19 protein-coding genes, 4 tRNA genes and 3 rRNA genes are annotated in these 24,780 nt (G+C 37.8%); 24 read left to right on the top strand and 2 right to left on the bottom strand.

Annotation, left to right across the window (positions count from 1 at the left end; genetic code table 11):
* The first annotated feature begins 296 nt into the window (after positions 1-296).
* The 10 genes from CYJ72_RS07680 to tkt all read left to right on the top strand — a co-directional run bounded on the left by CYJ72_RS07680 (position 297) and on the right by tkt (position 9,907).
* Positions 297-1,845, top strand: a 16S ribosomal RNA gene (locus CYJ72_RS07680).
* A gap of 68 nt (positions 1,846-1,913) precedes the next feature.
* Positions 1,914-1,987, top strand: a tRNA-Ile gene (locus CYJ72_RS07685).
* Between the two features lie 42 nt (positions 1,988-2,029).
* A tRNA-Ala gene (locus tag CYJ72_RS07690) sits at positions 2,030-2,102 on the top strand.
* A 200-nt stretch (positions 2,103-2,302) separates the two neighbouring features.
* Positions 2,303-5,183 (top strand): 23S ribosomal RNA (locus tag CYJ72_RS07695).
* 83 nt (positions 5,184-5,266) lie between these two features.
* Positions 5,267-5,382: ribosomal RNA gene (rrf, locus tag CYJ72_RS07700) — 5S ribosomal RNA — on the top strand.
* Together the 16S, 23S and 5S rRNA genes with 4 tRNA genes alongside form the textbook arrangement of a ribosomal RNA operon.
* A gap of 18 nt (positions 5,383-5,400) precedes the next feature.
* Positions 5,401-5,473: transfer RNA gene (locus CYJ72_RS07705), tRNA-Asn, on the top strand.
* A 22-nt stretch (positions 5,474-5,495) separates the two neighbouring features.
* A tRNA-Thr gene (locus CYJ72_RS07710) sits at positions 5,496-5,568 on the top strand.
* Between the two features lie 711 nt (positions 5,569-6,279).
* Entirely contained in the window at positions 6,280-7,083 is an 804-nt protein-coding gene (locus tag CYJ72_RS07715; protein ID WP_284629111.1) for a beta/alpha barrel domain-containing protein, read from the top strand.
* Positions 7,076-7,690 carry an NUDIX hydrolase gene (locus CYJ72_RS07720; RefSeq protein WP_066125905.1) on the top strand — a complete coding sequence of 205 codons (615 nt, stop codon included), beginning with the start codon at positions 7,076-7,078 and terminating at the stop codon, positions 7,688-7,690. The genes CYJ72_RS07715 and CYJ72_RS07720 overlap by 8 nt, the downstream gene beginning before the upstream one ends.
* A gap of 225 nt (positions 7,691-7,915) precedes the next feature.
* Positions 7,916-9,907: a transketolase gene (gene tkt, locus CYJ72_RS07725; protein WP_284629113.1), complete on the top strand. Its 1,992-nt coding sequence runs from the start codon at positions 7,916-7,918 to the stop codon at positions 9,905-9,907.
* Between the two features lie 121 nt (positions 9,908-10,028).
* Here tkt and CYJ72_RS07730 read toward each other — a convergent pair whose 3' ends face one another.
* Positions 10,029-10,547, bottom strand: coding sequence for a hypothetical protein (locus tag CYJ72_RS07730; protein WP_101814027.1), 519 nt, complete (start codon positions 10,545-10,547; stop codon positions 10,029-10,031).
* A 168-nt stretch (positions 10,548-10,715) separates the two neighbouring features.
* Here CYJ72_RS07730 and metG point away from each other — a divergent pair, with 168 nt between their 5' ends.
* The 5 genes from metG (at position 10,716) to CYJ72_RS07755 (ending at position 15,495) form a co-directional block, all read left to right on the top strand.
* A complete protein-coding gene (gene metG / locus CYJ72_RS07735; RefSeq protein ID WP_284629116.1) occupies positions 10,716-12,746 on the top strand; it encodes a methionine--tRNA ligase in 2,031 nt (676 codons plus the stop codon).
* 72 nt (positions 12,747-12,818) lie between these two features.
* Positions 12,819-13,598 carry a TatD family hydrolase gene (locus CYJ72_RS07740; protein ID WP_101814025.1) on the top strand — a complete coding sequence of 260 codons (780 nt, stop codon included), beginning with the start codon at positions 12,819-12,821 and terminating at the stop codon, positions 13,596-13,598.
* Positions 13,598-14,155 carry a ribonuclease M5 gene (gene rnmV, locus CYJ72_RS07745; RefSeq protein WP_101814024.1) on the top strand — a complete coding sequence of 186 codons (558 nt, stop codon included), beginning with the start codon at positions 13,598-13,600 and terminating at the stop codon, positions 14,153-14,155. Before CYJ72_RS07740 ends, rnmV begins: the two co-directional genes overlap by 1 nt.
* Positions 14,152-15,024, top strand: coding sequence for a 16S rRNA (adenine(1518)-N(6)/adenine(1519)-N(6))-dimethyltransferase RsmA (gene rsmA / locus CYJ72_RS07750; RefSeq protein WP_284629120.1), 873 nt, complete (start codon positions 14,152-14,154; stop codon positions 15,022-15,024). Before rnmV ends, rsmA begins: the two co-directional genes overlap by 4 nt.
* Positions 15,025-15,261: 237 nt before the next feature.
* A complete protein-coding gene (locus CYJ72_RS07755) occupies positions 15,262-15,495 on the top strand; it encodes a Veg family protein (RefSeq protein WP_066125893.1) in 234 nt (77 codons plus the stop codon).
* Between the two features lie 126 nt (positions 15,496-15,621).
* On the opposite strand, the gene CYJ72_RS07760 is transcribed toward CYJ72_RS07755, so the two are convergent.
* The gene (locus CYJ72_RS07760) at positions 15,622-16,788 is read right to left on the bottom strand and encodes an IS110 family RNA-guided transposase (protein ID WP_071407987.1); all 1,167 of its coding nucleotides are present in this window, start codon (positions 16,786-16,788) and stop codon (positions 15,622-15,624) included.
* Positions 16,789-17,039: 251 nt separating this feature from the next.
* Here CYJ72_RS07760 and CYJ72_RS07765 point away from each other — a divergent pair, with 251 nt between their 5' ends.
* The 9 genes from CYJ72_RS07765 (at position 17,040) to CYJ72_RS07805 (ending at position 24,777) form a co-directional block, all read left to right on the top strand.
* Positions 17,040-18,476 (top strand): BglG family transcription antiterminator, encoded by a 1,437-nt coding sequence (locus CYJ72_RS07765; RefSeq protein ID WP_284629124.1) that lies wholly within the window; start codon positions 17,040-17,042, stop codon positions 18,474-18,476.
* A gap of 2 nt (positions 18,477-18,478) precedes the next feature.
* Positions 18,479-18,934, top strand: a complete 456-nt coding sequence (locus CYJ72_RS07770) for a PTS sugar transporter subunit IIA (protein WP_071408500.1) — start codon at positions 18,479-18,481, stop codon at positions 18,932-18,934.
* A 13-nt stretch (positions 18,935-18,947) separates the two neighbouring features.
* Positions 18,948-20,276, top strand: coding sequence for a PTS galactitol transporter subunit IIC (locus tag CYJ72_RS07775; protein ID WP_284629127.1), 1,329 nt, complete (start codon positions 18,948-18,950; stop codon positions 20,274-20,276).
* A 26-nt stretch (positions 20,277-20,302) separates the two neighbouring features.
* Complete coding sequence (locus tag CYJ72_RS07780) at positions 20,303-20,587, top strand: PTS sugar transporter subunit IIB (protein ID WP_071408502.1); 285 nt, start codon at positions 20,303-20,305, stop codon at positions 20,585-20,587.
* Between the two features lies 1 nt (position 20,588).
* Positions 20,589-21,104, top strand: a complete 516-nt coding sequence (locus CYJ72_RS07785) for a YjbQ family protein (RefSeq protein WP_284629130.1) — start codon at positions 20,589-20,591, stop codon at positions 21,102-21,104.
* Positions 21,105-21,119: 15 nt separating this feature from the next.
* A complete protein-coding gene (gene rpe / locus CYJ72_RS07790; RefSeq protein WP_071408504.1) occupies positions 21,120-21,782 on the top strand; it encodes a ribulose-phosphate 3-epimerase in 663 nt (220 codons plus the stop codon).
* Positions 21,783-21,787: 5 nt separating this feature from the next.
* Positions 21,788-22,345 carry a 6-phospho-3-hexuloisomerase gene (gene hxlB / locus CYJ72_RS07795; RefSeq protein ID WP_284629134.1) on the top strand — a complete coding sequence of 186 codons (558 nt, stop codon included), beginning with the start codon at positions 21,788-21,790 and terminating at the stop codon, positions 22,343-22,345.
* Between the two features lie 985 nt (positions 22,346-23,330).
* Positions 23,331-24,062, top strand: coding sequence for a LytR/AlgR family response regulator transcription factor (locus tag CYJ72_RS07800; RefSeq protein WP_066126039.1), 732 nt, complete (start codon positions 23,331-23,333; stop codon positions 24,060-24,062).
* On the top strand, positions 24,055-24,777 hold the full coding sequence (locus CYJ72_RS07805; RefSeq protein WP_168164951.1) for a sensor histidine kinase: 723 nt from the start codon (positions 24,055-24,057) through the stop codon (positions 24,775-24,777). The genes CYJ72_RS07800 and CYJ72_RS07805 overlap by 8 nt, the downstream gene beginning before the upstream one ends.
* Positions 24,778-24,780: the final 3 nt, after the last annotated feature.

Consider the following 24,780-nt stretch of genomic DNA (forward strand, 5'->3'; position numbering starts at 1 on the left):
GATAACATGATACTATAAGGGAGTTCCAAGAGAACAAGACGAAAGATTGAAAAAGAAATAAAAAAAGCTGAAAAAACTTGTTGACAGTTTCAATCAAACGTGATACTATATAGAAGTTGCTTAAGCAAGCAACAACGAAGCTCATTGAAAACTGAACAAAGACAAACACCAAAAATGTGTAGGGGATAATTCAAACGAATTATCACAACATACCCGAATATAAATTCGAGACAGAGTGGTAACTCTATAAATATACAAGCTAGTAAATAGTAAGAGTCTGAAACGACTCATGAAACTTTCATGAGAGTTTGATCCTGGCTCAGGACGAACGCTGGCGGCGTGCCTAATACATGCAAGTCGAACGAACCATAACGAGAACTTGTTCTGGTTAAGGTTAGTGGCGCACGGGTGAGTAACACGTGGGGAACCTGCCCTTTAGTGGGGGATAACAGTCGGAAACGACTGCTAATACCGCATAGACAATTTAACCGCCTGGTTAAGTTGGGAAAGGTGCTACGGCATCATTAAAGGATGGCCCCGCGGTGCATTAGCTAGTTGGTAAGGTAACGGCTTACCAAGGCGATGATGCATAGCCGACCTGAGAGGGTGATCGGCCACATTGGGACTGAGACACGGCCCAAACTCCTACGGGAGGCAGCAGTAGGGAATCTTCCGCAATGGACGCAAGTCTGACGGAGCAACGCCGCGTGTGTGAAGAAGGTTTTCGGATCGTAAAGCACTGTTGTTAGAGAAGAACGGCTACTAGAGGAAATGTTAGTAGATTGACGGTATCTAACCAGAAAGCCACGGCTAACTACGTGCCAGCAGCCGCGGTAATACGTAGGTGGCAAGCGTTGTCCGGATTTATTGGGCGTAAAGGGAGCGCAGGTGGTTTCTTAAGTCTGATGTGAAAGCCCACGGCTTAACCGTGGAGGGTCATTGGAAACTGGGGAACTTGAGTGCAGAAGAGGAAAGCGGAATTCCATGTGTAGCGGTGAAATGCGTAGATATATGGAGGAACACCAGTGGCGAAAGCGGCTTTCTGGTCTGTAACTGACACTGAGGCTCGAAAGCGTGGGGAGCGAACAGGATTAGATACCCTGGTAGTCCACGCCGTAAACGATGAGTGCTAAGTGTTGGAGGGTTTCCACCCTTCAGTGCTGGCGCTAACGCAATAAGCACTCCGCCTGGGGAGTACGACCGCAAGGTTGAAACTCAAAGGAATTGACGGGGACCCGCACAAGCGGTGGAGCATGTGGTTTAATTCGAAGCAACGCGAAGAACCTTACCAGGTCTTGACATCTCTTGCATATCTTAGAGATAAGAGAAACCCTTCGGGGCAAGAAGACAGGTGGTGCATGGTTGTCGTCAGCTCGTGTCGTGAGATGTTGGGTTAAGTCCCGCAACGAGCGCAACCCTTATAACTAGTTGCCAGCATTGAGATGGGGACTCTAGTTAGACTGCCGGTGACAAACCGGAGGAAGGTGGGGATGACGTCAAATCATCATGCCCCTTATGACCTGGGCTACACACGTGCTACAATGGATGGTACAACGAGTCGCTAACTCGCAAGAGCATGCCAATCTCTAAAAGCCATTCTCAGTTCGGATTGTAGTCTGCAACTCGACTACATGAAGCCGGAATCGCTAGTAATCGCGGATCAGCACGCCGCGGTGAATACGTTCCCGGGTCTTGTACACACCGCCCGTCACACCACGAGAGTTTGTAACACCCGAAGCCGGTGGCCTAACCATTTGGAGGGAGCCGTCGAAGGTGGGATGGATGATTGGGGTGAAGTCGTAACAAGGTAGCCGTATCGGAAGGTGCGGCTGGATCACCTCCTTTCTAAGGAGTACTGGAACTACACGAGTGAGGATTTGTCATTGTTCAGTTTTGAGTGAGGTTCACTAAACGGGCCTATAGCTCAGTTGGTTAGAGCGCACCCCTGATAAGGGTGAGGTCGATGGTTCGAATCCATTTAGGCCCATTGCTCAATAAGCAACACTATGGTATAATAGGATACCAGCACGGGGGATTAGCTCAGCTGGGAGAGCGCCTGCTTTGCACGCAGGAGGTCAGCGGTTCAATCCCGCTATTCTCCATTGTTAGTGAAGGCTAACATCATAGTTCATTGAAAACTGAATAACAAAACAAACCATATTGATTATTTTAACAGGAGTAATCAATATAGATTATATAATTTCAAGAGAAAGATATAATAAACCGAGAATTGACCGAGTCTATATAATAATATAGAGAAAATATGAGTAAAGGGGAAGAGCCTTTACGAGCGCAAAAATGTGGTTAAGAAACAAAGGGCGCACGGTGAATGCCTTGGCACTAGGAGCCGATGAAGGACGTGACGAACGACGAAACGCTTTGGGGAGCTGTAAGTAAGCTATGATCCAGAGATATCCGAATGGGGGAACCCACTGCTAAATGCAGTACGCGTAAGCGAGGAAGACGCAGAGAACTGAAACATCTAAGTACCTGCAGGAAGAGAAAGAAAAATCGATTCCCTAAGTAGCGGCGAGCGAAAAGGGAAGAGCCCAAACCATTGTGCATGCACAATGGGGTTGTAGGACTCCGATATAAGACCGAAGTGAGTAGTAGAATCTGATGGGAAGCAGAGCGAGACAAGGTGAGAGCCCTGTATACGAAACTGACTGAAGCTTTAGGAGTATCCTGAGTACGGCGGGACACGAGGAATCCCGTTGGAATCCGCCAGGACCATCTGGCAAGGCTAAATACTCCCTAGTGACCGATAGTGAACCAGTACCGTGAGGGAAAGGTGAAAAGCACCCCTGGAGGGGAGTGAAAGAGTACCTGAAACCGTGTGCCTACAAGTAATCAGAGCCCGTTAAGGGGTGATGGTGTACCTTTTGTAGAATGGACCGGCGAGTGACGATAACATGCGAGGTTAAGTTGAAGAAACGGAGCCGAAGCGAAAGCGAGTCTGAATAGGGCGAGAGTATGTTGTTGTCGACCCGAAACCAAGTGACCTACCCATGAGCAGGTTGAAGGTGTGGTAAGACACACTGGAGGACCGAACCAGGACACGTTGAAAAGTGTTTGGATGACTTGTGGGTAGCGGAGAAATTCCAATCGAACTTGGAGATAGCTGGTTCTCTCCGAAATATATTTAGGTATAGCCTCAGAGTAAGAGTCATGGAGGTAGAGCACTGTTTGAACGAGGGGGACGCAAGTTTTACCGAATTCAGATAAACTCCGAATGCCAAGGACTCATCTCTGGGAGTCAGACTGCGAGTGATAAGATCCGTAGTCGAAAGGGAAACAGCCCAGCCCACCAGCTAAGGTCCCCAAGTAATTGTTAAGTGGAAAAGGATGTGGAGTTGCACAGACAGCTAGGATGTTGGCTTAGAAGCAGCCATCATTTAAAGAGTGCGTAATAGCTCACTAGTCGAGTGATTCTGCGCCGAAAATGTACCGGGGCTAAACAATACACCGAAGCTGTGGATTCTAGTTTAAGACTAGAGTGGTAGGAGAGCGTTCTATATGCGGCGAAGGCATACCGTGAGGAGTGTTGGAGCGTATAGAAGTGAGAATGCCGGTATGAGTAGCGCAAGACGGGTGAGAATCCCGTCCACCGATAGACTAAGGTTTCCAGGGGAAGGCTCGTCCGCCCTGGGTTAGTCGGGACCTAAGCCCAAGCCGATAGGCGTAAGCGATGGACAACAGGTAGAGATTCCTGTACTTGATGTTATCGATTGAGTGAAGGAGGGACACAGGAGGTGACTCCACGCATCCGGATGGAAGAGGATGTGCAAGCAGTGAGTTTTAGTAAGAGTGAAATGCTTTTACTTATAAGGATGAGCTGTGAAGCGTAGCGAATAAAGTAGCGAAGGTGGATAATCAAACTGTCGAGAAAAGCTTCTAGCGAGATAACATGAACCCGTACCGCAAACCGACACAGGTAGTCAAGTGGAGAACACTAAGGTGATCGAGAGAACTCTCGTTAAGGAACTCGGCAAAATGACCCCGTAACTTCGGGAGAAGGGGTGCTGGTAGAAATACCAGCCGCAGTGAATAGGCCCAGGCGACTGTTTATCAAAAACACAGGTCTCTGCCAAATCGAAAGATGACGTATAGGGGCTGACGCCTGCCCGGTGCTGGAAGGTTAAGAGGAGAGGTTAGCGCAAGCGACGCTTCGAATTGAAGCCCCAGTAAACGGCGGCCGTAACTATAACGGTCCTAAGGTAGCGAAATTCCTTGTCGGGTAAGTTCCGACCCGCACGAAAGGCGTAACGATCTGGGCACTGTCTCAACGAGAGACTCGGTGAAATTATAGTACCTGTGAAGATGCAGGTTACCCGCGACAGGACGGAAAGACCCCATGGAGCTTTACTGTAACTTGATATTGAGTGTTTGTGTGACATGTACAGGATAGGTAGGAGCTTAAGAATCGTGAACGCCAGTTTACGAGGAGGCGCTGGTGGGATACTACCCTTGTGATATGAACCCTCTAACCCGCGTTGTGAGGCAACGGGAGACAGTGTCAGGTGGACAGTTTGACTGGGGCGGTCGCCTCCTAAAGCGTAACGGAGGCGCCCAAAGGTTCCCTCAGAATGGTTGGAAATCATTCGTAGAGTGCAAAGGCAGAAGGGAGCTTGACTGCGAGACCCACAAGTCGAGCAGGGACGAAAGTCGGGCTTAGTGATCCGGTGGTACCGTATGGAAGGGCCATCGCTCAACGGATAAAAGCTACCCTGGGGATAACAGGCTTATCTCCCCCAAGAGTTCACATCGACGGGGAGGTTTGGCACCTCGATGTCGGCTCATCGCATCCTGGGGCTGAAGTCGGTCCCAAGGGTTGGGCTGTTCGCCCATTAAAGCGGTACGCGAGCTGGGTTCAGAACGTCGTGAGACAGTTCGGTCCCTATCCGTCGCGGGCGTAGGAAATTTGAGAAGAGCTATCCTTAGTACGAGAGGACCGGGATGGACGCACCGCTGGTGTACCAGTTGTTCCGCCAGGAGCATCGCTGGGTAGCTATGTGTGGGAAGGATAAGCGCTGAAAGCATCTAAGCGCGAAGCCAGCTTCAAGATGAGATTTCCCATTCGCAAGAAGTAAGACCCCTGAGAGACGATCAGGTAGATAGGCTAGAAGTGGAAGTATAGTGATATATGGAGCGGACTAGTACTAATCGGTCGAGGACTTAACCACGAAGATTTAAGGTTGAAAGGTTTGTGAGTTATTCAGTTTTGAGTGAACTAATATAAGTTTACTTAAAGAAAATAATGTACCTGTGTGGTGATGATGGCAAGAAGGATACACCTGTTCCCATGCCGAACACAGCAGTTAAGCTTCTTAGCGCCGATGGTAGTTGGACCTTTGGTCCTGTGAGAGTAGGACGTTGCCGCGCAAGGTATATTTTTTTCATTCCGCAATAGCTCAGCTGGCAGAGCGCATGACTGTTAATCATGATGTCGTAGGTTCGAGCCCTACTTGCGGAGCTTTTTTTATTTAAATTGAATTGCCGTTTTAGCTCAGTAGGTAGAGCGCTTCCATGGTAAGGAAGAGGTCGCCGGTTCGATCCCGGCAAATGGCTTTTTTAGAAGTAAAAAGATAGTAAAAGAAAAATCAATTTATAGCCATGAATGTTGATATATCAGTGTTTGTGGCTGTTTTTATATTTTTGGGAAAGCATTAGAATACAATAGATTGCAAGATTATTTTGCAATTATTTTGCGGTCACGTTTTTAAGTATTACTTCGATCTTTTCATTTTGTTTTCGTTCCAATTCATTAATAATGTGTTTTTTATTCTATCTTCAAGTGTCATTTTCATTTCCTTTCAGTAGGTAATATGTTTTTTCTGCTATTTCCAACTTCTTTGATTTTATTGAAATTTCAGTATCCATCAATGGTTTGAACTAGTACACCTTTTGATTTTGCAATTTGAGAACTTGTGATTTCTGAATATTTTGAGTATAAGTCATATATAAAAGTTACAATAAATTGGGCAATCTTATTGTAACTTTTATATCTTTTTAGCTTTTAGGTGACCAACAGTTATTTAACACTAAGCTAGTTTCAGTGTGGGTCATTTTGATTCCTCCTGGTTTGTTTATTTTTCTAAAAACATTGTGCCAGTTATGGAGGGATTAGTGACCTTTCTTTTTACACAATAATATGAATTTTATTCAATTTAATTGTTAATTTTAAATTACTTAAGGTTATAAAATATTTTCTTTGCAATAAATCTTTAAAATCCGTATACTTTATTTGTATATCTATTTTTTGTAAAGTGAGGTATTTTTATGACTAATGAACAAAACGAAAAAAGCTTTAATCAATATAATATTACTCATTATGAATCAATTAGAACGGAGTTAGATGATGATAATCAATCAGTTGTCATCATTAATGATGTTGAGGTACCTAATCGGAAAAATATACCGGCATTCCAATCTAAATTGCGTTCTAGAATTGTTGAGGTACCTGAGGAAATTTATGAAGCATCAGGTATCTTGATTTTTGGTAAGAGAATTAAATCGTTACTATTTTCTACTGATGTTGCCATTATTCGTAATTCTAATGCACAATCGGTTATTGCTGTTTATCCTTTTACGCCTCAAACGACGATTATGCAATCCATTATTGATGTTTCTTCGGTACCGGTTTTTGTTGGGGTCGGTGGAGGAACCACCACTGGTTTAAGAAGTGTTAATTTGGCCTTTCAAGCAGAACAATTGGGAGCCTATGCTGTTGTTGTGAATGCTCCGATGGAGAACGAAGTAATTTCTCAAATTAGAGAGCACATTGATATTCCTTTGATTGCAACCATTTCGAGTTTTCAAGATGATTTTAAAGGTAAATTGGCAGCGGGAGCTACGATGCTCAACATTTCTGGCGGTGCTAAGACGGTTGAAATAGTAAAGCATATCCGTCAAGAAGTCGGACCTGATGTTCCGATTATTGCAACTGGTGGACCAACTGGTGAACTAGTAAAAGCAACGATTAGAGCGGGAGCTAATGCTATTACCTATACACCACCTACTTCTGCAGAAATTTTTGCAGAGTTAATGAAACGTTACCGGGAGGGGCAAAAAGCGCATGACTAATTGGTTAGAGTGGGCGAGAGAACTTCATTCTTTGGCTCAATCAGGTTTGTATTATACGAAAGATATATATGATGAAGAACGTTATGAACGGATTAAAGAAATGTCTCATCAGATGATGTCGGTATTAGCCAATACTAGTCCTCAAGTGATAGCGGAATTAAGATTAGAAGATTCTGGATATCAAACACCTAAGATCGACACACGTGGAGCAGTTTGGAAAGATGACCAAATATTATTAGTACAAGAAAAGGATGGACTGTGGGCTTTGCCTGGTGGTTGGATGGATGTTACGGAGACTATCAGTTCTAATGTATTAAAGGAAATTTATGAAGAGTCAGGTATGGAAGCTGAAGTTGTTAAATTAGTTTCACTTCTAGATCGTAATCTTCATAATCCAGGTCAGAATCCTTATACGATTGTCAAAGTTTTTGTGGAATGCCTATATAAAGCGGGGTCTTTTACAGAAAACTCGGAAACAATTGCAGCGAAATTTTTCTCAGTTGATGAGTTGCCTGAATTAATGGTAAATAAAACATCAAAGGAACAAATACAGTTGTGTTATCAAGCACGTCAGCAAGGTAAAAACTGGCAAGTGACTTTTGATTAATAGGGAATGTTTGTTTTAATTGTTCATTTAATCATATCGCTTTCATATTAATAAAAACGAACATATAAAGTTTTAATAATGTAACATTAAAAATGGAAATAAACCGTTATTATTTGTATAATGTAGACAATATGAGCCGTCTTGTTTATCAATATTAATTTTATAGTTAATAAATTTATATACAGATGGTATAATATAAGTATCAATTTAGGAGGTTATGACTGTATGAATTACCAATTATCTATTAATACACTTCGTGCTTTGAGTATCGAGCAAATTGAAGCGGCTAACTCTGGGCACCCAGGCTTACCTATGGGAGCTGCTCCAATGGCTTATGCTTTGTGGACAAAGCATTTAAATATTACGCCAACTGAACCAAAATGGGTGAATCGCGATCGTTTTGTTCTATCTGCTGGTCATGGCTCTGCTTTACTATACAGTTTATTACATGTTGCGGGATTTGATGTAACGATTGAAGATTTAAAACAATTCCGTCAATTAGGTAGTAAAACACCTGGGCATCCTGAAGTAGGACATACACAAGGGGTTGAAGCGACAACCGGTCCATTAGGACAAGGGATTGCCCAAGCAGTAGGGATGGCTTTAGCAGAAACTCATACTGCTGCGATTTTTAATACTGAACAACATAAATTAATCGATCATTACACTTACGCTTTAGTCGGTGATGGTGACTTAATGGAAGGTATTTCTTATGAAGCTATTTCATTTGCAGGAAGACAAAAACTAGATAAATTAATTGTCTTATATGATTCAAATGATATTTCATTAGACGGTGATTTGAACATGGCGTTTAATGAAGATATTAAAAAACGTTTTGAATCTCAAAATTGGCATTATCTACGTGTCGAAGATGGTAATGACGTGGATGCGATTTCTAAAGCAATTGAAGAAGCGAAAGCTCATACCCAAGCGCCTACCATTATCGAGATTAAAACGGTTATTGGATACGGTTCACCATTACAAGGGACATCAAAAGTCCATGGAGCACCATTAGGATCCGCTGATTGGGCGACTACTAAAGGATATTATGGATGGGAAAATGAAGCCTTTACGGTACCAGAAGAAGCAGCAGCTGATTTTAAATTAAATATCCAAGAACGTGGTTTAAATGCTTACGAGGAATGGAATAAAGTATTTGAAGATTATAAAGCGAGTAATCCTGAAAAAGCCGCTGAATTTGAGGCAGCCTTTAATGGAGAATTACCAGAAGACTTTGAAACAGCCTTAGAATATGTGGAGTATGGTAGTAAAGCAGATGCGACACGTAATTCAAATGGTCGTGTTATTCAAAAATTATCAGAAGCAATTCCTTATTTCTGGGGAGGTTCTGCCGATTTATCCGGTTCAAACAAAACAATGGTAAGCGCTGAAACTGACTTTATGCCAGAAAACCGTGCTGGCCGCAACATTTGGTTTGGTGTACGAGAATTCGCAATGGCAGCCATTATGAACGGGGTACAATTACATGGTGGAACACGTGTTTATGGTGGAACGTTCTTTGTCTTTACTGACTACTTAAAAGCAGCGGTAAGATTATCAGCTATCTCTAACATTCCAGTTACTTATGTCATGACACATGATTCCATTGCGGTGGGAGAAGATGGCCCAACTCATGAACCGATTGAACAATTAGCAGCCTTTAGAGCATTACCGAACTTAAATACGATTCGTCCAGCTGATGAAAATGAAACAATTGCAGCATGGAAAATTGCGGTAGAATCTAAAGACCGCCCAACGATGTTAGTACTAACTCGTCAAAATGTTCCAGTATTAGACGTTGATAGTAAAACTTTAGAAGCAGGCGTTCGTAAAGGTGCTTATGTGGTATCACCAGCTAAAGGTGAGGTGCCAAGTGGTATCTTATTAGCAAGTGGATCAGAAGTATGTTTAGCTGTTGAAGCACAAAAAGCGTTAGCTGAAAAAGGGCATGACGTCTCAGTCGTTTCAATGCCAGCGATGAACTTATTTGATGAACAATCAAAAGAATATCGTGAGACGGTTCTACCTAATGCGGTACGTAATCGTTTATCAATTGAAATGGGAGCAACATTTGGCTGGGCAAAATATGTCGGCTTAGATGGTGTTACTATCGGAATTGATCGCTTCGGATCATCTGGAAAAGGTGAAGAAGTAGTGGCTGATTATGGCTTTACAGTAGAAAATATTGTCGAACAATACTTAGCAGCCTTTAATTAATCTCTAGTAAGTTAAAAAAGCGTCGGTCTTTTACGACCACGCTTTTTTGACTTATTTTAAGTTTTTTTATACCTTTATCAAGATTTCAGGAAATTAGTTGAGAGTGTGTCAATAAAAAAACCTAACGAGATGTCAGTTTTGATTCAACTTGTTCGGCAAAGGAATTTTCCGTTTTACTAAAAGTTTTATAAAAGTTAAATTGAAGTTCATCTTGTTTTAGTGAAAAAACGGAAGGTTCTTGGACGTTTTCAATTTGAAGTTGGAAAGTTTCATCGGATAAGTTTTCTGGAAAAACAACAAAATCTATTTCTTGTGCGACTAATTGAACAGTTAACACTTGAAATTGGTCCATCGAATAAAAGTTATTCAAATCAATTGCGATGGGTTCTTCGAATTGATTATTTAATTGTGATTTTATACCCTCTAATGTTTGCTCAGCAATTGGAACATCGCTTACTATGCGAATAGTTAAGTTTGCCTCCTCTTTAAATAAGATGCTGAATGCGATACTAAATGTAAAAATCAAGATAATCGAAATCGATATAATCCATTCTTTATATGCGTAAAGTAAATAGCTAATTTTTTCTTTTGGTGTTTCCAGTTTATCTAAATTTTCTTGAATAATGGGACTATGTTTCATATAGAGACTCCTTTAAGTTCAATAAGCATAGTTTAACATAAAAACAGGAGATTATTAAGCGTTTTATAGGATGTAAAAATTAGAGCTAAATTCATGGTATCGTTTCACAAAAAGAGGCGTTGTGCTATAATATGAAAGAATGATAAAAATAGAAAGGGGCACTCATCTGTGACCAATCAAACAAAACCAACTTACTATATTACAACACCTATTTATTACCCAAGTGGAAATTTACATATCGGAAATGCTTATTCAACCTTAGCTTGTGATGCGATGGCACGTTACAAACGTCTAATGGGATATGATGTCTATTTCTTAACCGGAACTGACGAACACGGACAAAAAATTGAATCAAAAGCTGCTGACTTAGGACAAACACCAAAGGCTTATGTCGATGAAATGGCTGATCGCATTAAAAAGTTATGGAAAGATTTAGAGATTAGCAATGATGGCTTTATCCGTACCACTGATGATTACCATGAAAAAGCGGTACAACAAATTTTTGAACAATTATTAGCACAAGATGATATTTATTTGGGCGAATATGAAGGCTGGTATTCTGTTAGTGATGAAGAGTACTTTACGGAGAGTCAATTGATAGAAGTTTATCGTGATGAAAATGGTAAGATGATTGGTGGTAAAGCTCCAAGTGGACATGATGTTGAATTAGTCAAAGAAGAATCATACTTTTTCCGTATGAGTAAATATGCGGATCGTTTATTAGAATATTATGAATCACATCCGGACTTTATTACACCAGAATTTCGTAAGAATGAAATGATTAATAACTTCATTAAACCAGGCTTAGAGGATTTAGCTGTTTCTCGAACAACATTTTCATGGGGAGTACCTGTAAAATCTAATCCTAAACATGTTGTGTATGTTTGGATTGACGCATTGACAAACTATATTACAGCGCTTGGTTATGGTAGTGAAAACACAGAAAATTATGATAAATTCTGGCCGGCTGATGTGCATGTGATTGGAAAAGACATTAGTCGTTTCCATATGATTTATTGGCCAACGATGTTAATGGCATTAGGATTACCTTTACCTAAAAAAGTTTATGCTCATGGTTGGTTGCTAATGAAAGATGGTAAAATGTCTAAATCCAAAGGCAATACGATTTACCCTGGACAATTAATTGAGCGTTACGGATTAGATGCGACTCGTTTTTATTTATTGCGTGAAATGAGTCAAGGTAATGATGCTATCTTTACGCCAGAAGATTTTGTAAACCGAGTAAACTTTGAATTAGCAAATGATTTAGGTAACTTATTAAATCGTACCATCGCGATGATGAATAAATACTTCGGTGGCCAAATTCCAACGACAGAATTAGTTGCCAATGAGGTCGATGCAATTTTCGAAAACTTTGTGGAAGAAGAGATTAAAGCTTACCATCAAAGTATGGATTCAATGAGCTTTAATTCAGCGCTAGACCACGTCATGAAAATTGTTTCACGTGCGAATAAATATATCGATGAAACTACCCCTTGGGTTTTAGCAAAAGATGAAGCGAACGTAGGTCAATTGCGTTCAGTTATGAATCACTTAGCTGAAGTATTACGTATTGTCGGACATTTATTAAGACCATTTATGACACAAGCGCCATCAAAAATCTTTGAACAATTAGGATTAACTCAAGAATTAGAACAAGATTTACAAACAGTTAAATGGGGCGACTTACCAGATAATGCTCAAGTAATTAAAAAAGGTGAGCCTATTTTCCCACGTTTAGAAGTTGAAGAAGAAGTTCAATATATTAAGAACTTAATGACAGGTGGCAATGAGACTATTTCAGAGAATCCAACTGTGGATGATCCAACATGGAACCCTGAAGCGACTGAATTAGTCCATGAAGAAGTAGCGAATATTGAATTTGATCAATTTATTCAAGTCGAAATGAAAGTAGCTGAAGTCATCGATGTGGCTCCTGTTAGAGGTTCTAATAAATTATTGAGATTCCGATTAGATGCAGGAGACAAAGGTCATCGTCAAATCTTATCCGGGATTGCTAAATATTATCCTGAATATCAAAATTTAGTTGGTAAAAAAGTTACCATTGTAGCGAATTTAAAACCACGTAAAATGATGGGATATGTGAGTCAAGGAATGATTTTATCAGCAGAAAATCAAGGCCAATTAAGCTTATTATTTGCACCAGATGATGCTCCGAATGGCGCATTAATCGGGTAAGCATAAACCGAGTGTGAACCCGAAAAGTATTCGTTGCTTTTCGGGTTTAGTTATCAAAAGAAAGGACTCAAAATGAAATTATTTGACACCCATACCCACTTGAATGCCAATCAATTTGATGGGATAGAAGCGGAAATCATTGAAAATGCAAAACAACAACATGTTGAGTATATGGCGGTAGTTGGTTTTGATGAACCGACCATTCATAAAAGCTTGGCTTTAAGTAATCAATATTCTAATATATTAAGTGTAGTAGGCTGCCATCCAACAGAAGCAGGAAATTATAATCCGGAATTTGAAAGAAAATTAGAAGAATGGTTGACTTTGCCGAAGGTTAAGATGCTTGGTGAAATAGGATTAGATTATTATTGGATGAGGGACGCCAAAGAGGTGCAAGAGAAAGTCTTTAGAAGACAAATTGCCATTGCTAAAGAACATAATCTGCCGATTACCATCCATAACCGTGATGCTACGGAAGATACCTATAAAATACTGAAAGAAGAAGGAATCCCTAAAGCTGGGGGAATCATGCATAGTTTTGGTGGCAATGCCGAAGAAGCACAGCGATTTTTAGACTTAGGGATGCATATCAGTTTTAGTGGCGTTCTAACTTTTAAAAAAGCCAATGAAGTAAGAGAAGCAGCTTTAGTCGTTCCAGAAGACCGTTTATTAATTGAAACGGATGCCCCTTATTTAGCTCCAATGCCATATCGTGGGAAACGTAATGAACCAGCGTATGTATATTTTGTAGCGGAACAAATGGCTCAAGTAAAAGGCTGGACGATTGAAAAAGTGGCCGAAGTAACAACCCGTAATGCGTTTAAACTATTCAGATGGGAGCCAGAAGCATAATGGTACCAAATGAAGTCATCATTGTTGAAGGTCGTGATGATACCAAACGATTGATAGAAACATTTGGCTCAAACATAAAAACTATCGAGACGAATGGCTCAGCTGTTAGCCGTAAAACTCAAGAGCAAATTAAAGCGGCGAGTGAAAAGTTTGACATCATTATATTCACTGACCCTGACTACCAAGGAGAAAGAATCCGGAAAATTGTCACTCAAATTGTCCCACAGGCCAAACAAGCTTATCTGACCCAAGAAGAAGCCGACAGTGGTAAAAATGGCGCCAGCTTAGGCATTGAACATGCACAACCAGATGCCATTAAGAAAGCTTTATCTAATTTAATAAGTCCACAAACAGAAAATTTGGTGGTAATTCCGATGATTGAATTGGTAAAATTAAGGCTAATCGGACACAAAGATGCCAAATCCCGTAGAAAAATAGTCAGTGAGCATTTTAGATTAGGCCACCTCAATGGTAAGCAATTGCAAAAAAAATTAAGTCAATATAACATTACCTTAGAACAAATCCAAGCTGTATTATATGAAAAGGAGTCATTATGAGAGAGTTTCGTCCTATCGCAACCCCGACCCGAACGGTTGATATTATGCGTCGTTATGACATCAAAATGAAAAAAAGTTTAGGTCAGAATTTTTTGATTGAACCTCAAATTTTAGATAAAATGATTGAAACTGGTCAAATCGATCACCATACAACTGTGGTAGAAATAGGACCAGGAATTGGCGCCCTCACTGAATTTTTAGCAAGAAATGCTAAAGAAGTGATTGCCTTCGAAATTGATTCACGATTTGTTGAAATATTAAAAGAGACTTTAAGCAATTATGATAATGTCACGATTCATCATCAAGATATTTTAAAAGTGAATTTCAACGACCCAATTTATCAAAATCTACATGATGCTGAGCGACTAGTAGTTGTGGCTAATTTGCCATATTATATTACGACCCCGATTATTATGAATTTAATCGAAAGTAACTTAAAATTTGATCAATTGGTGATGATGATGCAAAAAGAAGTAGCCGAAAGAATGACAGCAGCTGTTAATACAAAATCATACAACTCATTGACCTTAGCTATACAAAATACGATGGATGCGAAAATAACCTTTATTGTACCTAAAAGTGTGTTTATTCCACAACCCAATGTCGATTCCGCTGTCTTAAGCTTAACGAGATTAGAGCACCCCATTGCTGAAGTTGATAATTTAGAAAAGTTTCATCATTTAATTCAGACTTGTTTTGTTCAAAGAAGAAAAACAATCTGGAATAATTTAAGAAATGCTGCAAAAGATTTGGACTTAAGTTTAGATCAATTGGAGACGGCTTTAGATGAAGCTCATATTGAAAAGGCGCGTCGAGCGGAGTCCCTAACCTTAGAAGACTATCAACGATTATACAATGCAATCTATTAAACAGTAGCTATTTTCAATACAGAGCTTTGAACGAACTAAAAAGTATTTGAGAATATGGAAAATGGGAAGGTTTCACAATTTAAGTGGCTAATTTAATTTTATAACTTTCGGTTGGCAATTCTGGGCAGAAAACCAAGAAAAAATTCAAAAAATCGCTTGCCATGATATATATATGTTATGTTAAAATTGATTATTTATCTAAAATATGTTATAATGGTTCGTGAAGGGGTTGAGACAATGCCAAAAGATTTAGTTGAAATCAAGTCACTTTTAGATGAAAACTTAGGTGAAGAAATCATCGTCACCGTCCAAATGGGCCGTAAGAAAAAACGCGAGCGTCGTGGCGTTTTGAGGGAGACTTATCGTTCAGTATTTGTCGTAGATTTAGACCAAGATGATAATAATATCGATCGTGTGTCTTATAGTTACAGTGATGTATTAACACACTCGATTGATGTTGAGTTTGTATAATCATATAATGTAGATTCGCTTATCCGCAAGGGTAGGCGTTTTTTATTTGAAAAGAAAGACAAAAAAGGCGCAAAAAAGCACCCTCTATGCTATAATTAAAGTGAAAAATTTTTAAAAATTGTTGCATTAGTTCTGTTGGCGCAGTCCTAATGCTTTTTGTTTATCATAATGAATATGACAAGAAAGTACCTTATATATGATACGTAGTAACTTGTGTCCGCAAGCAACTACAGCTTTCATTTTGGCTCCTCTAGCAGATAGACGTTGATAGAGATTCGAAAAAGCGGGGTCCATCGACCTTCCTGCAATACCGCCACAGGCTATCAGTGTTGTTTTAAGGTATTTATTCCCCCGGGTGGTTCGACTGCTTTTTTTTACTCCAGCACTTTCATATGAACCAGGTGATAGTCCAGCCCATGAAGCTAAGTGCGCAGCTGTCTTGAAGGCCTCTACATCTGGACCAATTTCTGCCAAGATAACCGCAGCACTATTTGCTTTCACCCCTGGGAGCTCCATTAATAATTCATATTCTTCCTTAAAATAAGTGAGTATAAATTCCTCAATATCTCCATCCATTCGCTTAATTTTTTCTGTATAAAAGCGGTACTCTTCCAATGAATCATCTAATAATCGTCGGTCAGTCTTTGACATTTTGCCGTCCATGGCTTCTAAGAGTTGTTTGGGTGTCGCTTTAACATGAGTATGCATACACTCGGCGACTCGTTCAAGGGTGATTTTTTCACCATGAATAAATAAAGAGAGTAATGCTTGGCCTGTTTGACCAAAGATATCTGAAAGATAGCTCGTCAATTTAATATTTGCCCGTTGTAAGATATTATGTATTTCATTTTTCGACTGCGTCCGTTTTTGGATATAGCTTAACCGACGGCGAGTCAATTGACGCAATTCCATTGCTTGTGCACAAGGTAAATAAGATGATTGGATTAACCCACATCGCCCTAATTGAGCAATCCATTCAGCATCTTTGACGTCAGTCTTTCGACCAGGAACATTTTTAATATGGGCAGGATTAGCCAGTGTTAATTGAATCTCACTATCGGAGAAAATATTAAAAACTGGGACCCAATATTGTCCAGTCGATTCCATAAATATATCAGTCACATTGAATGATTGAATCCATTCAAGTGCCGCTCTAAGTTCGGCTGAGGTAGTTCCAAATGTCTTCTGATGTTTTTGGGGTTTATTGGTCTCTAATGGACCAGATAATATACAACAAACGATGGTCTTTTGATGAACATCAATCCCACAGCATCGTTCAATCATTACTTCCATGATCATGACCTCCAAAATAATATTAGGCAATGTGAGCTTTCTATATTAACTTGTAATTTTATTTACACGCTCAAGACGTAATGGGTTTATCGCAAACGATAAAAAGCTCATCCAGTTTTTTATACGGGGGTACGGACATACCTCACAATAAACGCATCGGATTTGTATTGCCCATTTAATTATAATGCGAAACCGTTTTTCTGTCATGGTTTAGAGTGCGAAGCACTCTTAAGGTTTTTTATGCAAATGATATGGAACAAAACACATTTTTACAAGTGTTGAATATGCTATTTGATTCAAAAATAGTTCATGTAATTTATGATTTATTGTTTAATGAGTATAATGAATTAACGGAAAAAGTCTCTGATTACTATGTTCGTTCGCTACTTTCAACATTAGTGATTCAGTGTAATCGATTAATGAAAGATTATCATTTATCTGTAGAAGAAGAGTTCTTATTCAATAGCATACGCTACATGGAAACATATATTGTAGCAAATGGATTGATAGAAGAATTACAGAAGAAATTAGGCTTAACATTTTTTGATTCTGACAAGGAATATTTGTGTCGTCAATTATTTGCTCATCGTGTGACGAATAATTTTAAATCGAGCAATAAAGAGTATTCATTAACTATTTACAAATTGGTTGAAAGAATGAGTGAAATAGAGAAAATTGATTTGACTGAAAATAATCGATTATATTTATCATTATTGTATCATGTGCCCGCAATGATTCTACGTTTGAAAAAAGGCATTAAGATTCAAAATCCATTGTTAGATAGTATTAAGTTACAATACTCTGAATTGTTTAGCATAGTATGGTATGCTATGTCATTCATTGAAGAAGAATTTGATGTAACATTAAATGATGATGAGGTTTCATTAATATTGATACACTTTCAAATTGCAATAGAAGATCAGTCGAAGGCAAATAATATTGTAATTATTTGTCAGTATGGGATGTCTTCAGCGCAGTTAATTTATAATAAAGTTCGTCGTTTTTTACCTGCTAAGGATAATGTGGAAATTTCTACATTAGATAAATTTCATTCTGCAGAAATTAGAAAGGTAGACTTAATTATTTCCTCTCTGACGTTTGATAGTGGAGGTATTCCATTAGTAAAAGTATCTCCATTGGTAAGTAAAACAGACTATATGAACATTATGGAAGCTTATACTAAATATTTAATTGAAGATACCTCTCATATAATACAAAATGATTTGATTTCAAAAGAAGTGAAGATTTCAGCGATTTCTAAATTTGTTAAACCATCTTTAGTGAAAACTAGAGTACAAGTTGAAAGTAAGGAAGAATGTTTAGATTTGATGATTTCTGAATTAGAAGCAAAAGGGTTAGTAACAGATGAATTTCGTACGTCAATCTTTTCCAGAGAAAAGATGGGAAACACAAACCTAGATAGTGGTGTCGCCTTACCACATGCTAATCCAACGACTGTAGTTGAATCAAATGTTTTTATTCTGTCACTGAAAAAGGCTGTTAATTGGGGTGACAGAAAAATTAAACTGGTTATTATGGTTAGTTTAGCTGAGGAAGATGGTTCTGAAATCAGAGGAGTTTATGAAGAGTTATACCAATTTATTGGGCAAAAGGAAACAGTAGATCATTTGGTAAAGATTCATGATAGTTATAAGTTATTAGAATTATTTCAAAAGAAGGAGTTATAAAAATGTATTTAGACAAAGAGTTATGTCTTTTTCAATTAGAAGTGAAGAATCAAGCGGAATTATTCAAAGTAATGTCTGAACAGTTAGTCACTAACGGCTGTGTTAAAGATAGTTTTTTAGAAGGAATAATAAATCGTGAAAAAGAATTTCCAACAGCATTAGAGATTAATCAAATTGGTTTTGCTATCCCACATACAGACTCTATTCATGTGAACAACTCTCAAATTTGTTTTGCTTCATTGAAGGAACCGCTTGTGTTTTATGATATGACAAATAAAGAACGTGAAATACCTGTTAGTCTGGTGTTTATGCTAGCAATGTCACAACCGCATGAACAAATAGATACATTGCAAAACTTAGTTAATCTATTTCAAAATCAAGAAAGAGTACAAGAATTATTAAGCTGCACGACAAAAGAACAATTTATTGAGATAGTGCATTCAGCTGGAGTTTATTAGGAGGACGAGTAAGATGGATTTAGTATTAAATAGTTTTGAATGGTTTATAGGGTTAGGCTCAAACGTTTTTCTGCCATTAATTATTTTTGTAATTGGTATTTTATTTGGTCTAAAACCTAGTAAATCTTTTGTTTCAGGGATTACTGTTGGTATAGGTTCAATTGGCTTAGGGTTAGTATTAAATTTACTATCTGAGGGTTTAGGAACTGCTATTCAAAAAATGGGAGAACAATACGGTGGTAGTTTGAACATTCTTGATATTGGAGTAGGTGTTGGAGGTCCTTTAGCATTTTCTACATCAATAGGAATCCTGATGATTCCTATTTCTCTAATACTTAACTTAGTTTTTGTGGTATTAGGATGGACTAAAACATTAAATGTTGATATTTGGAATTTTTGGTTTCCAATTTTTCTAGGAATGATTACACAATCTGTGACTGGGAACTTTTGGTTCGGATTAATTGGTGCAATCGTAGCGGTTATTTTACAATGGTTTTTAGCGGATCGAACTCAAGAAACAGTGAGTGAATTTTTTGGATATCCGGGGATAGCTATTACTCACATGATGGGGTTATCAGGTATTTTATTTGCCAAGCCAATGAATTGGATTTTTGATCGTATTCCAGGTTTTAATAAAATTGATGCAGATGCAGAAACATTAACGAAGCGATTTGGTATCTTAGGAGATACGGTTATTATTGGCTTAATTATTGGTATAATAGTAGGAATTATGGCTGGTTATGACACAGCTGGAATTGGTAATTTAGGAATTTCAACAGCAGCTGTAATGAAAATTATGCCAAAAATGGTTGCAATGTTTATGGAAGGATTAATGCCTATTGCAGACGCAGCAAAAGAATTTGCAAATAAGAAATTAAATGGACGTCAAGTTTATATTGGTATGGACGCTGCCTTGACTGTCGGACATCCAACTATTATGTCAACTTCTTTAATGTTAGTGCCAATATCATTGTTATTAGCATTAGCTCTTCCTGGAAACCAAGTATTGCCATTCGGTGATTTAGCTTTCTTTGCTTTTGCAATTTGTTTAATGATTCCTTATTTCAAAGGGAATATTGTAAGAGCTTTAGTAGGTTGTTCGTTATATGTTGTTACAACCTTTTATATCTCAACATGGTTAGCTCCAGTTGTTACTGATGTATTTGCATTAGCTAGTTTTGACGTTGGAACCACAGGTTTAGTGACGATGTTATTATCAGGTTTATGGCCAGTAGGATTATTTGTTTTATTAGCTTCTTATCTTGGAATATTTGGTATCGTAATTTTAGGGGGAGTTTTAGTAGGTATATCTATTTATATGAATAAAGTGAAAAAAGCGTAAAATAAATTTAGAAAGAAGAGGTTAACATGAAAAAATTATTAGTAGTATGTGGAGCAGGTCACGCAACATCAACAATTGCAGTAGCGAAATTATCAAAATGGTTAGAAGAAGAAGCCTTACAAGACAAAGTGAAAATTTATCAATCTAAAATATCTGATGAATTAAATAAAATTGATGAGTATGACGCAGTGGTAAGCACGACAATTGTACCAGATAGTATTAAAGATAAGGTTACTAATGGATTAGGCTTGTTAACGGGAATTGGTACTGAAGCAATTTATACAGATATAAAAAAGAGATTAGGTGTCTAAAATGAAGGTGCATCATAACCAATTAACGATTAACACTGTAGCGGGACGTCCATCGTATCATGATATTCGCAAAGATATTTTAAATATAGTAGATATAGGTGGGATTAAAAATGGTGTTTTAATCATTTCAAGTCCACACACTACATGTTCTTTGTTCTTTGAAGAGACAATGCATGATACAAATTATTTTGGTGATGACTATTTGCATGTTGATATTAATAATATAATGGAATCATTAGTTCCTAAAATGACTAGTGAAAACCAATATAATAGTCCTGGGCCCAAACATATTGAGTTTGGCACAAGCTTATCAGATCCTAATTATCCTGCAGAAAAGTGGGTTATGTTGAATACAGATGCTCATTTGCGTTCTTCGATTTATGGGACAAACTCAATGTCATTAATTATAAAAGATGGAAAGCTTTTGTTGGGAGATATGGGGCGAGTTTATTTTGTTGATTGGGATCAATTAAGAGAACGAATAAGAACGATAAATATTATGATAATGGGAGAATAAGCGGAGGGATTTAGAATGTCAATTGCACCATCATTGTTAAATGCATCTATTCTAGAAATTAAAGATTTATTTAATATATTAGAAGAAAAGAATATTGATTATCTACATATTGATGTTATGGATGGGTGTTTTGTACCGGATATGGCATTTGGTCCAAGTTTTATTAAGGATATACGACCTTTCACCGATGTTGTGTTTGATGTTCATTTGATGATAGAAACTCCAGAGAAAATTGTAAAAAAGTTTGTTGAAGCTGGAGCAGATATTGTTACCTTTCACATTGAAGCAACTAATCATGCAATGAGAGTTATTCAAATGGTAAAAGAAGCTGGAGCTAAGGTAGGTATCACCTTTAATCCTGCAACACCAGTCAGTTTCATTGAACCAATTTTATCAGTAGTTGATCAAGTACTAGTTATGACGATTAATCCAGGAACTGAAAACAAACATTTTATTCTTGAGACAGTATCTAAAATAGAGCAGTTAGATTTACTAAGAAAGAAAAATAATTATCGATATGTTATTGAAGTAGATGGGAAAATAGATAATCAAACGATTAAAACATGTAAAAAAGCAGGAGCGGATATTTTTGTATCAGGAGGATATATTTTTAATGGAGAAGATAATCCGCGTGAGCAAATTAATAAGTTGTATCAATCATTAGAGGAAGTGAGATAATCATCATGTCCAATAATTATTTAGTTGAAATAATGAACGAATTGCAATCTAACATAAGACATGTCAACCATTCAGAATTAGAACACCTTAGTGATAAAATAATCCACGCTAATCATATTTTTTTAGCCGGAGCCGGTCGATCTGGAATTACGGTGAAAGCCTTCGCGAATCGTTTGATGCATCTAGGATTTTCCGTAAGTCTAGTGGGTGATATTTGTTCCCCTCATTCAAAAGAAGGTGATTTATTAATTATTTGTTCTGGATCAGGGGAAACGGATAGTTTAAAAACTCTAGTTAAAAAAGCGAAAAACAATAAGGTTGAAATTGCTTTAGTAACTATGAAGCCAGATTCAACTATTGGCCAATTAGCAGATTTATTGGTTATACTACCTGGACATACTAAAGATCAGATAAAACCAAAAAAGAGTTACTTTTCTCAACCTATGGGTACAAGTTTTGAACAATTATCGTTTCTAATTTTTGATAGTTTAGTATTGACTTTAATGGACAAAATGGGTGAAACGTCAGATACTATGTATGCGCGTCATGCTGACTTTGAATAAAGACGAGCAAATTGCATTGTCAGTGTCTATTAACTTCTGGATTAAGGTAACTATTTGAGAATTTTCATCGATAATTAAAATAGTCTGTTACTTAATTTATTTATGAGAACGCTGTAAGAGGTCACTGAGTGAGAAAAAACGGGAAATTTTGAAGAAAATAATGAGTTTTAAAAATTTTAATGCTGAAATTTGTTGAGGATATTATTTTTTGTCTTGAAAAAATCACCTGATCCTAAAATGTGTTAATGTCCTAAAAATGGGCGCACGACTGATATGAACCCAAAAAGTTGAAGTTTAATTTAAGCAGCTAATTGAACGGTATGTTTTCGGTATTCAACTGGAGACATACCGTTCAATTTTTCTTTTTATTCGCTGTTATTATATTGGTTAATCTATTTATTTATCTTTTGTTCTAATTTATCTTATGTCATTAAAGGTTCACCATAATACACTTCTTGTTTTAATATATCAAAGAAATTCTCCATCGGTGAGTTATCCAAACAATTTCCTTATCGAGACATACTTTGATAGAGTCCATATAATTTTGTAAAAAGAAAGGGTCATTAATCCCTCCATAACTGGTACAATGTTTTTAAGAACGATAAACAAACCATTAGGAATTAAAATGACCAAGTACATTTTACACTGAATTTAGAAGAAATTCAAAACTTAATTGACGTAGAAGTGAAAGACAACTCTAGATACAACTTTATCATTCTTTTGTTTTCTACTTGACTTTATATAGTTAGTCTTATACTATGTTGTGGTGACTTAAGTATAACAAATCTTCATGTCTTTTTTTAGTGTTGCGTTTCATCTTACAACACACCATAATAATAAACACCATAATGCTTAAAAAAACGACCAACCACTAATTGTTTGTTATTGCCATCAATCATTTATGTTATATTATGTCTAACGACGATGATTAGGAAAAATCAAGTGGAACGGATAGTATGAGTATTGGAGAAGAGGAGGGCTCTGAATGTCTAAAGAATTACACATAGCGATAGTAGATGATGAAAACATTCAACTCGATGCGATGAAGTCACTAATCAATCAAACAATCAAAGAAATGGGTCTACACGCAAAAGTATCCTCCTATTCAAGTGGAGAAGCCTTTCTTTTTGAGTTAGAAGAAAACAAAGATTTAGATATTGTTTTCTTGGACATCGAGATGAAGCAGATTAATGGGTTGGAAGTGGCTAAGAAAATAAGAGAAATAGATCATGAAGTGACGCTTGTCTTTGCGACCGCATTCGCCGAATATGCCGTTCAAGGTTATGAAGTGCAGGCCCTGGATTACCTGCTCAAACCCATTGAAAGAGACAAAATTAAGCAAGTCATCCAAAGACATCTCGATAAAAAACCCTTAGTGAAAGAAACCTTAACACTGGAAGCAGAAGGTGAGATGCATAAACTTCTACTGGATGATATTCTGTACATTGAAGTCATTAAACGTGAATGTGAGATTCATTTAAACAATCAAGTGATAACCGTCACTCGTCCTTTAAAAGAATTGGAGGACAAGCTTAATGCTGACTTTATCCAGACTCACCGAAGTTACTTAGTCAATGTCGCTCACATCCATCGCCTGTTAAAAACAGATGTTGAATTATCCAACGGACAAACTGTCCCCGTTTCTAGGCGTCTCGCCAAAACAGTTCAAGAAAAATTTATTGCCTTTAATAAAGGAGCGGTGTTTTACAATGACTGATTGGATAGGGCTAACCGTCGTACTTATTATCCTTATCAGTGCAGGGATAGTTATAGTTAGGCAAAAAAAGAGCATTGATTTTTATAAAATACAAGAAAAGGAACTCGACCAATACAGCGTAGAAGTCGAAACGATTTATAGACAGATGAGAGGCATCCGTCATGACTATCGCAATCATTTACAAGTGATGCACACCTTAATGAATGACCACCGTCTGGATGAATTGGATGCGTATATTAAACAGCTTACCAATGAATTGAATCAAGTCGATACGATCATTCAAACAGGAAATACGATGATAGATGCCATCGTTAATACAAAGTTGACAGCTGCTAAACATAAAGGCATTTCCCTCTATGCGACAGCCATTGCTCCTAATGAATTGGGTGTAGAGCATGTTGATTTAGCAATTATATTGGGTAACTTGCTGACCAATGCTATAGAAGCGACTGAGAAAGAATCCAGTTCTTCTGATGAACGTTTTATTCGTTTGTACATAGCACCAATGAAAAACACATTGTATATTAATGTGACGAACACGATGACAGAGAATCCAAAACCTTCTCTGTTTTCATTAAAAAGTATCAATAGAAGAGGCTATGGCTTGTACCGAATTGATCAGGCAGTGGAGAGATATCAAGGCATGGTCAACCGTAAATGGGAAGATGGCGTGTTTGCGACAGAAGTGACGTTGCCGCTTAAAAACCGTTCGTAACCA

This window comes from Globicatella sanguinis (assembly GCF_002847845.2).
In the GTDB taxonomy this organism is placed as follows: domain Bacteria; phylum Bacillota; class Bacilli; order Lactobacillales; family Aerococcaceae; genus Globicatella; species Globicatella sanguinis.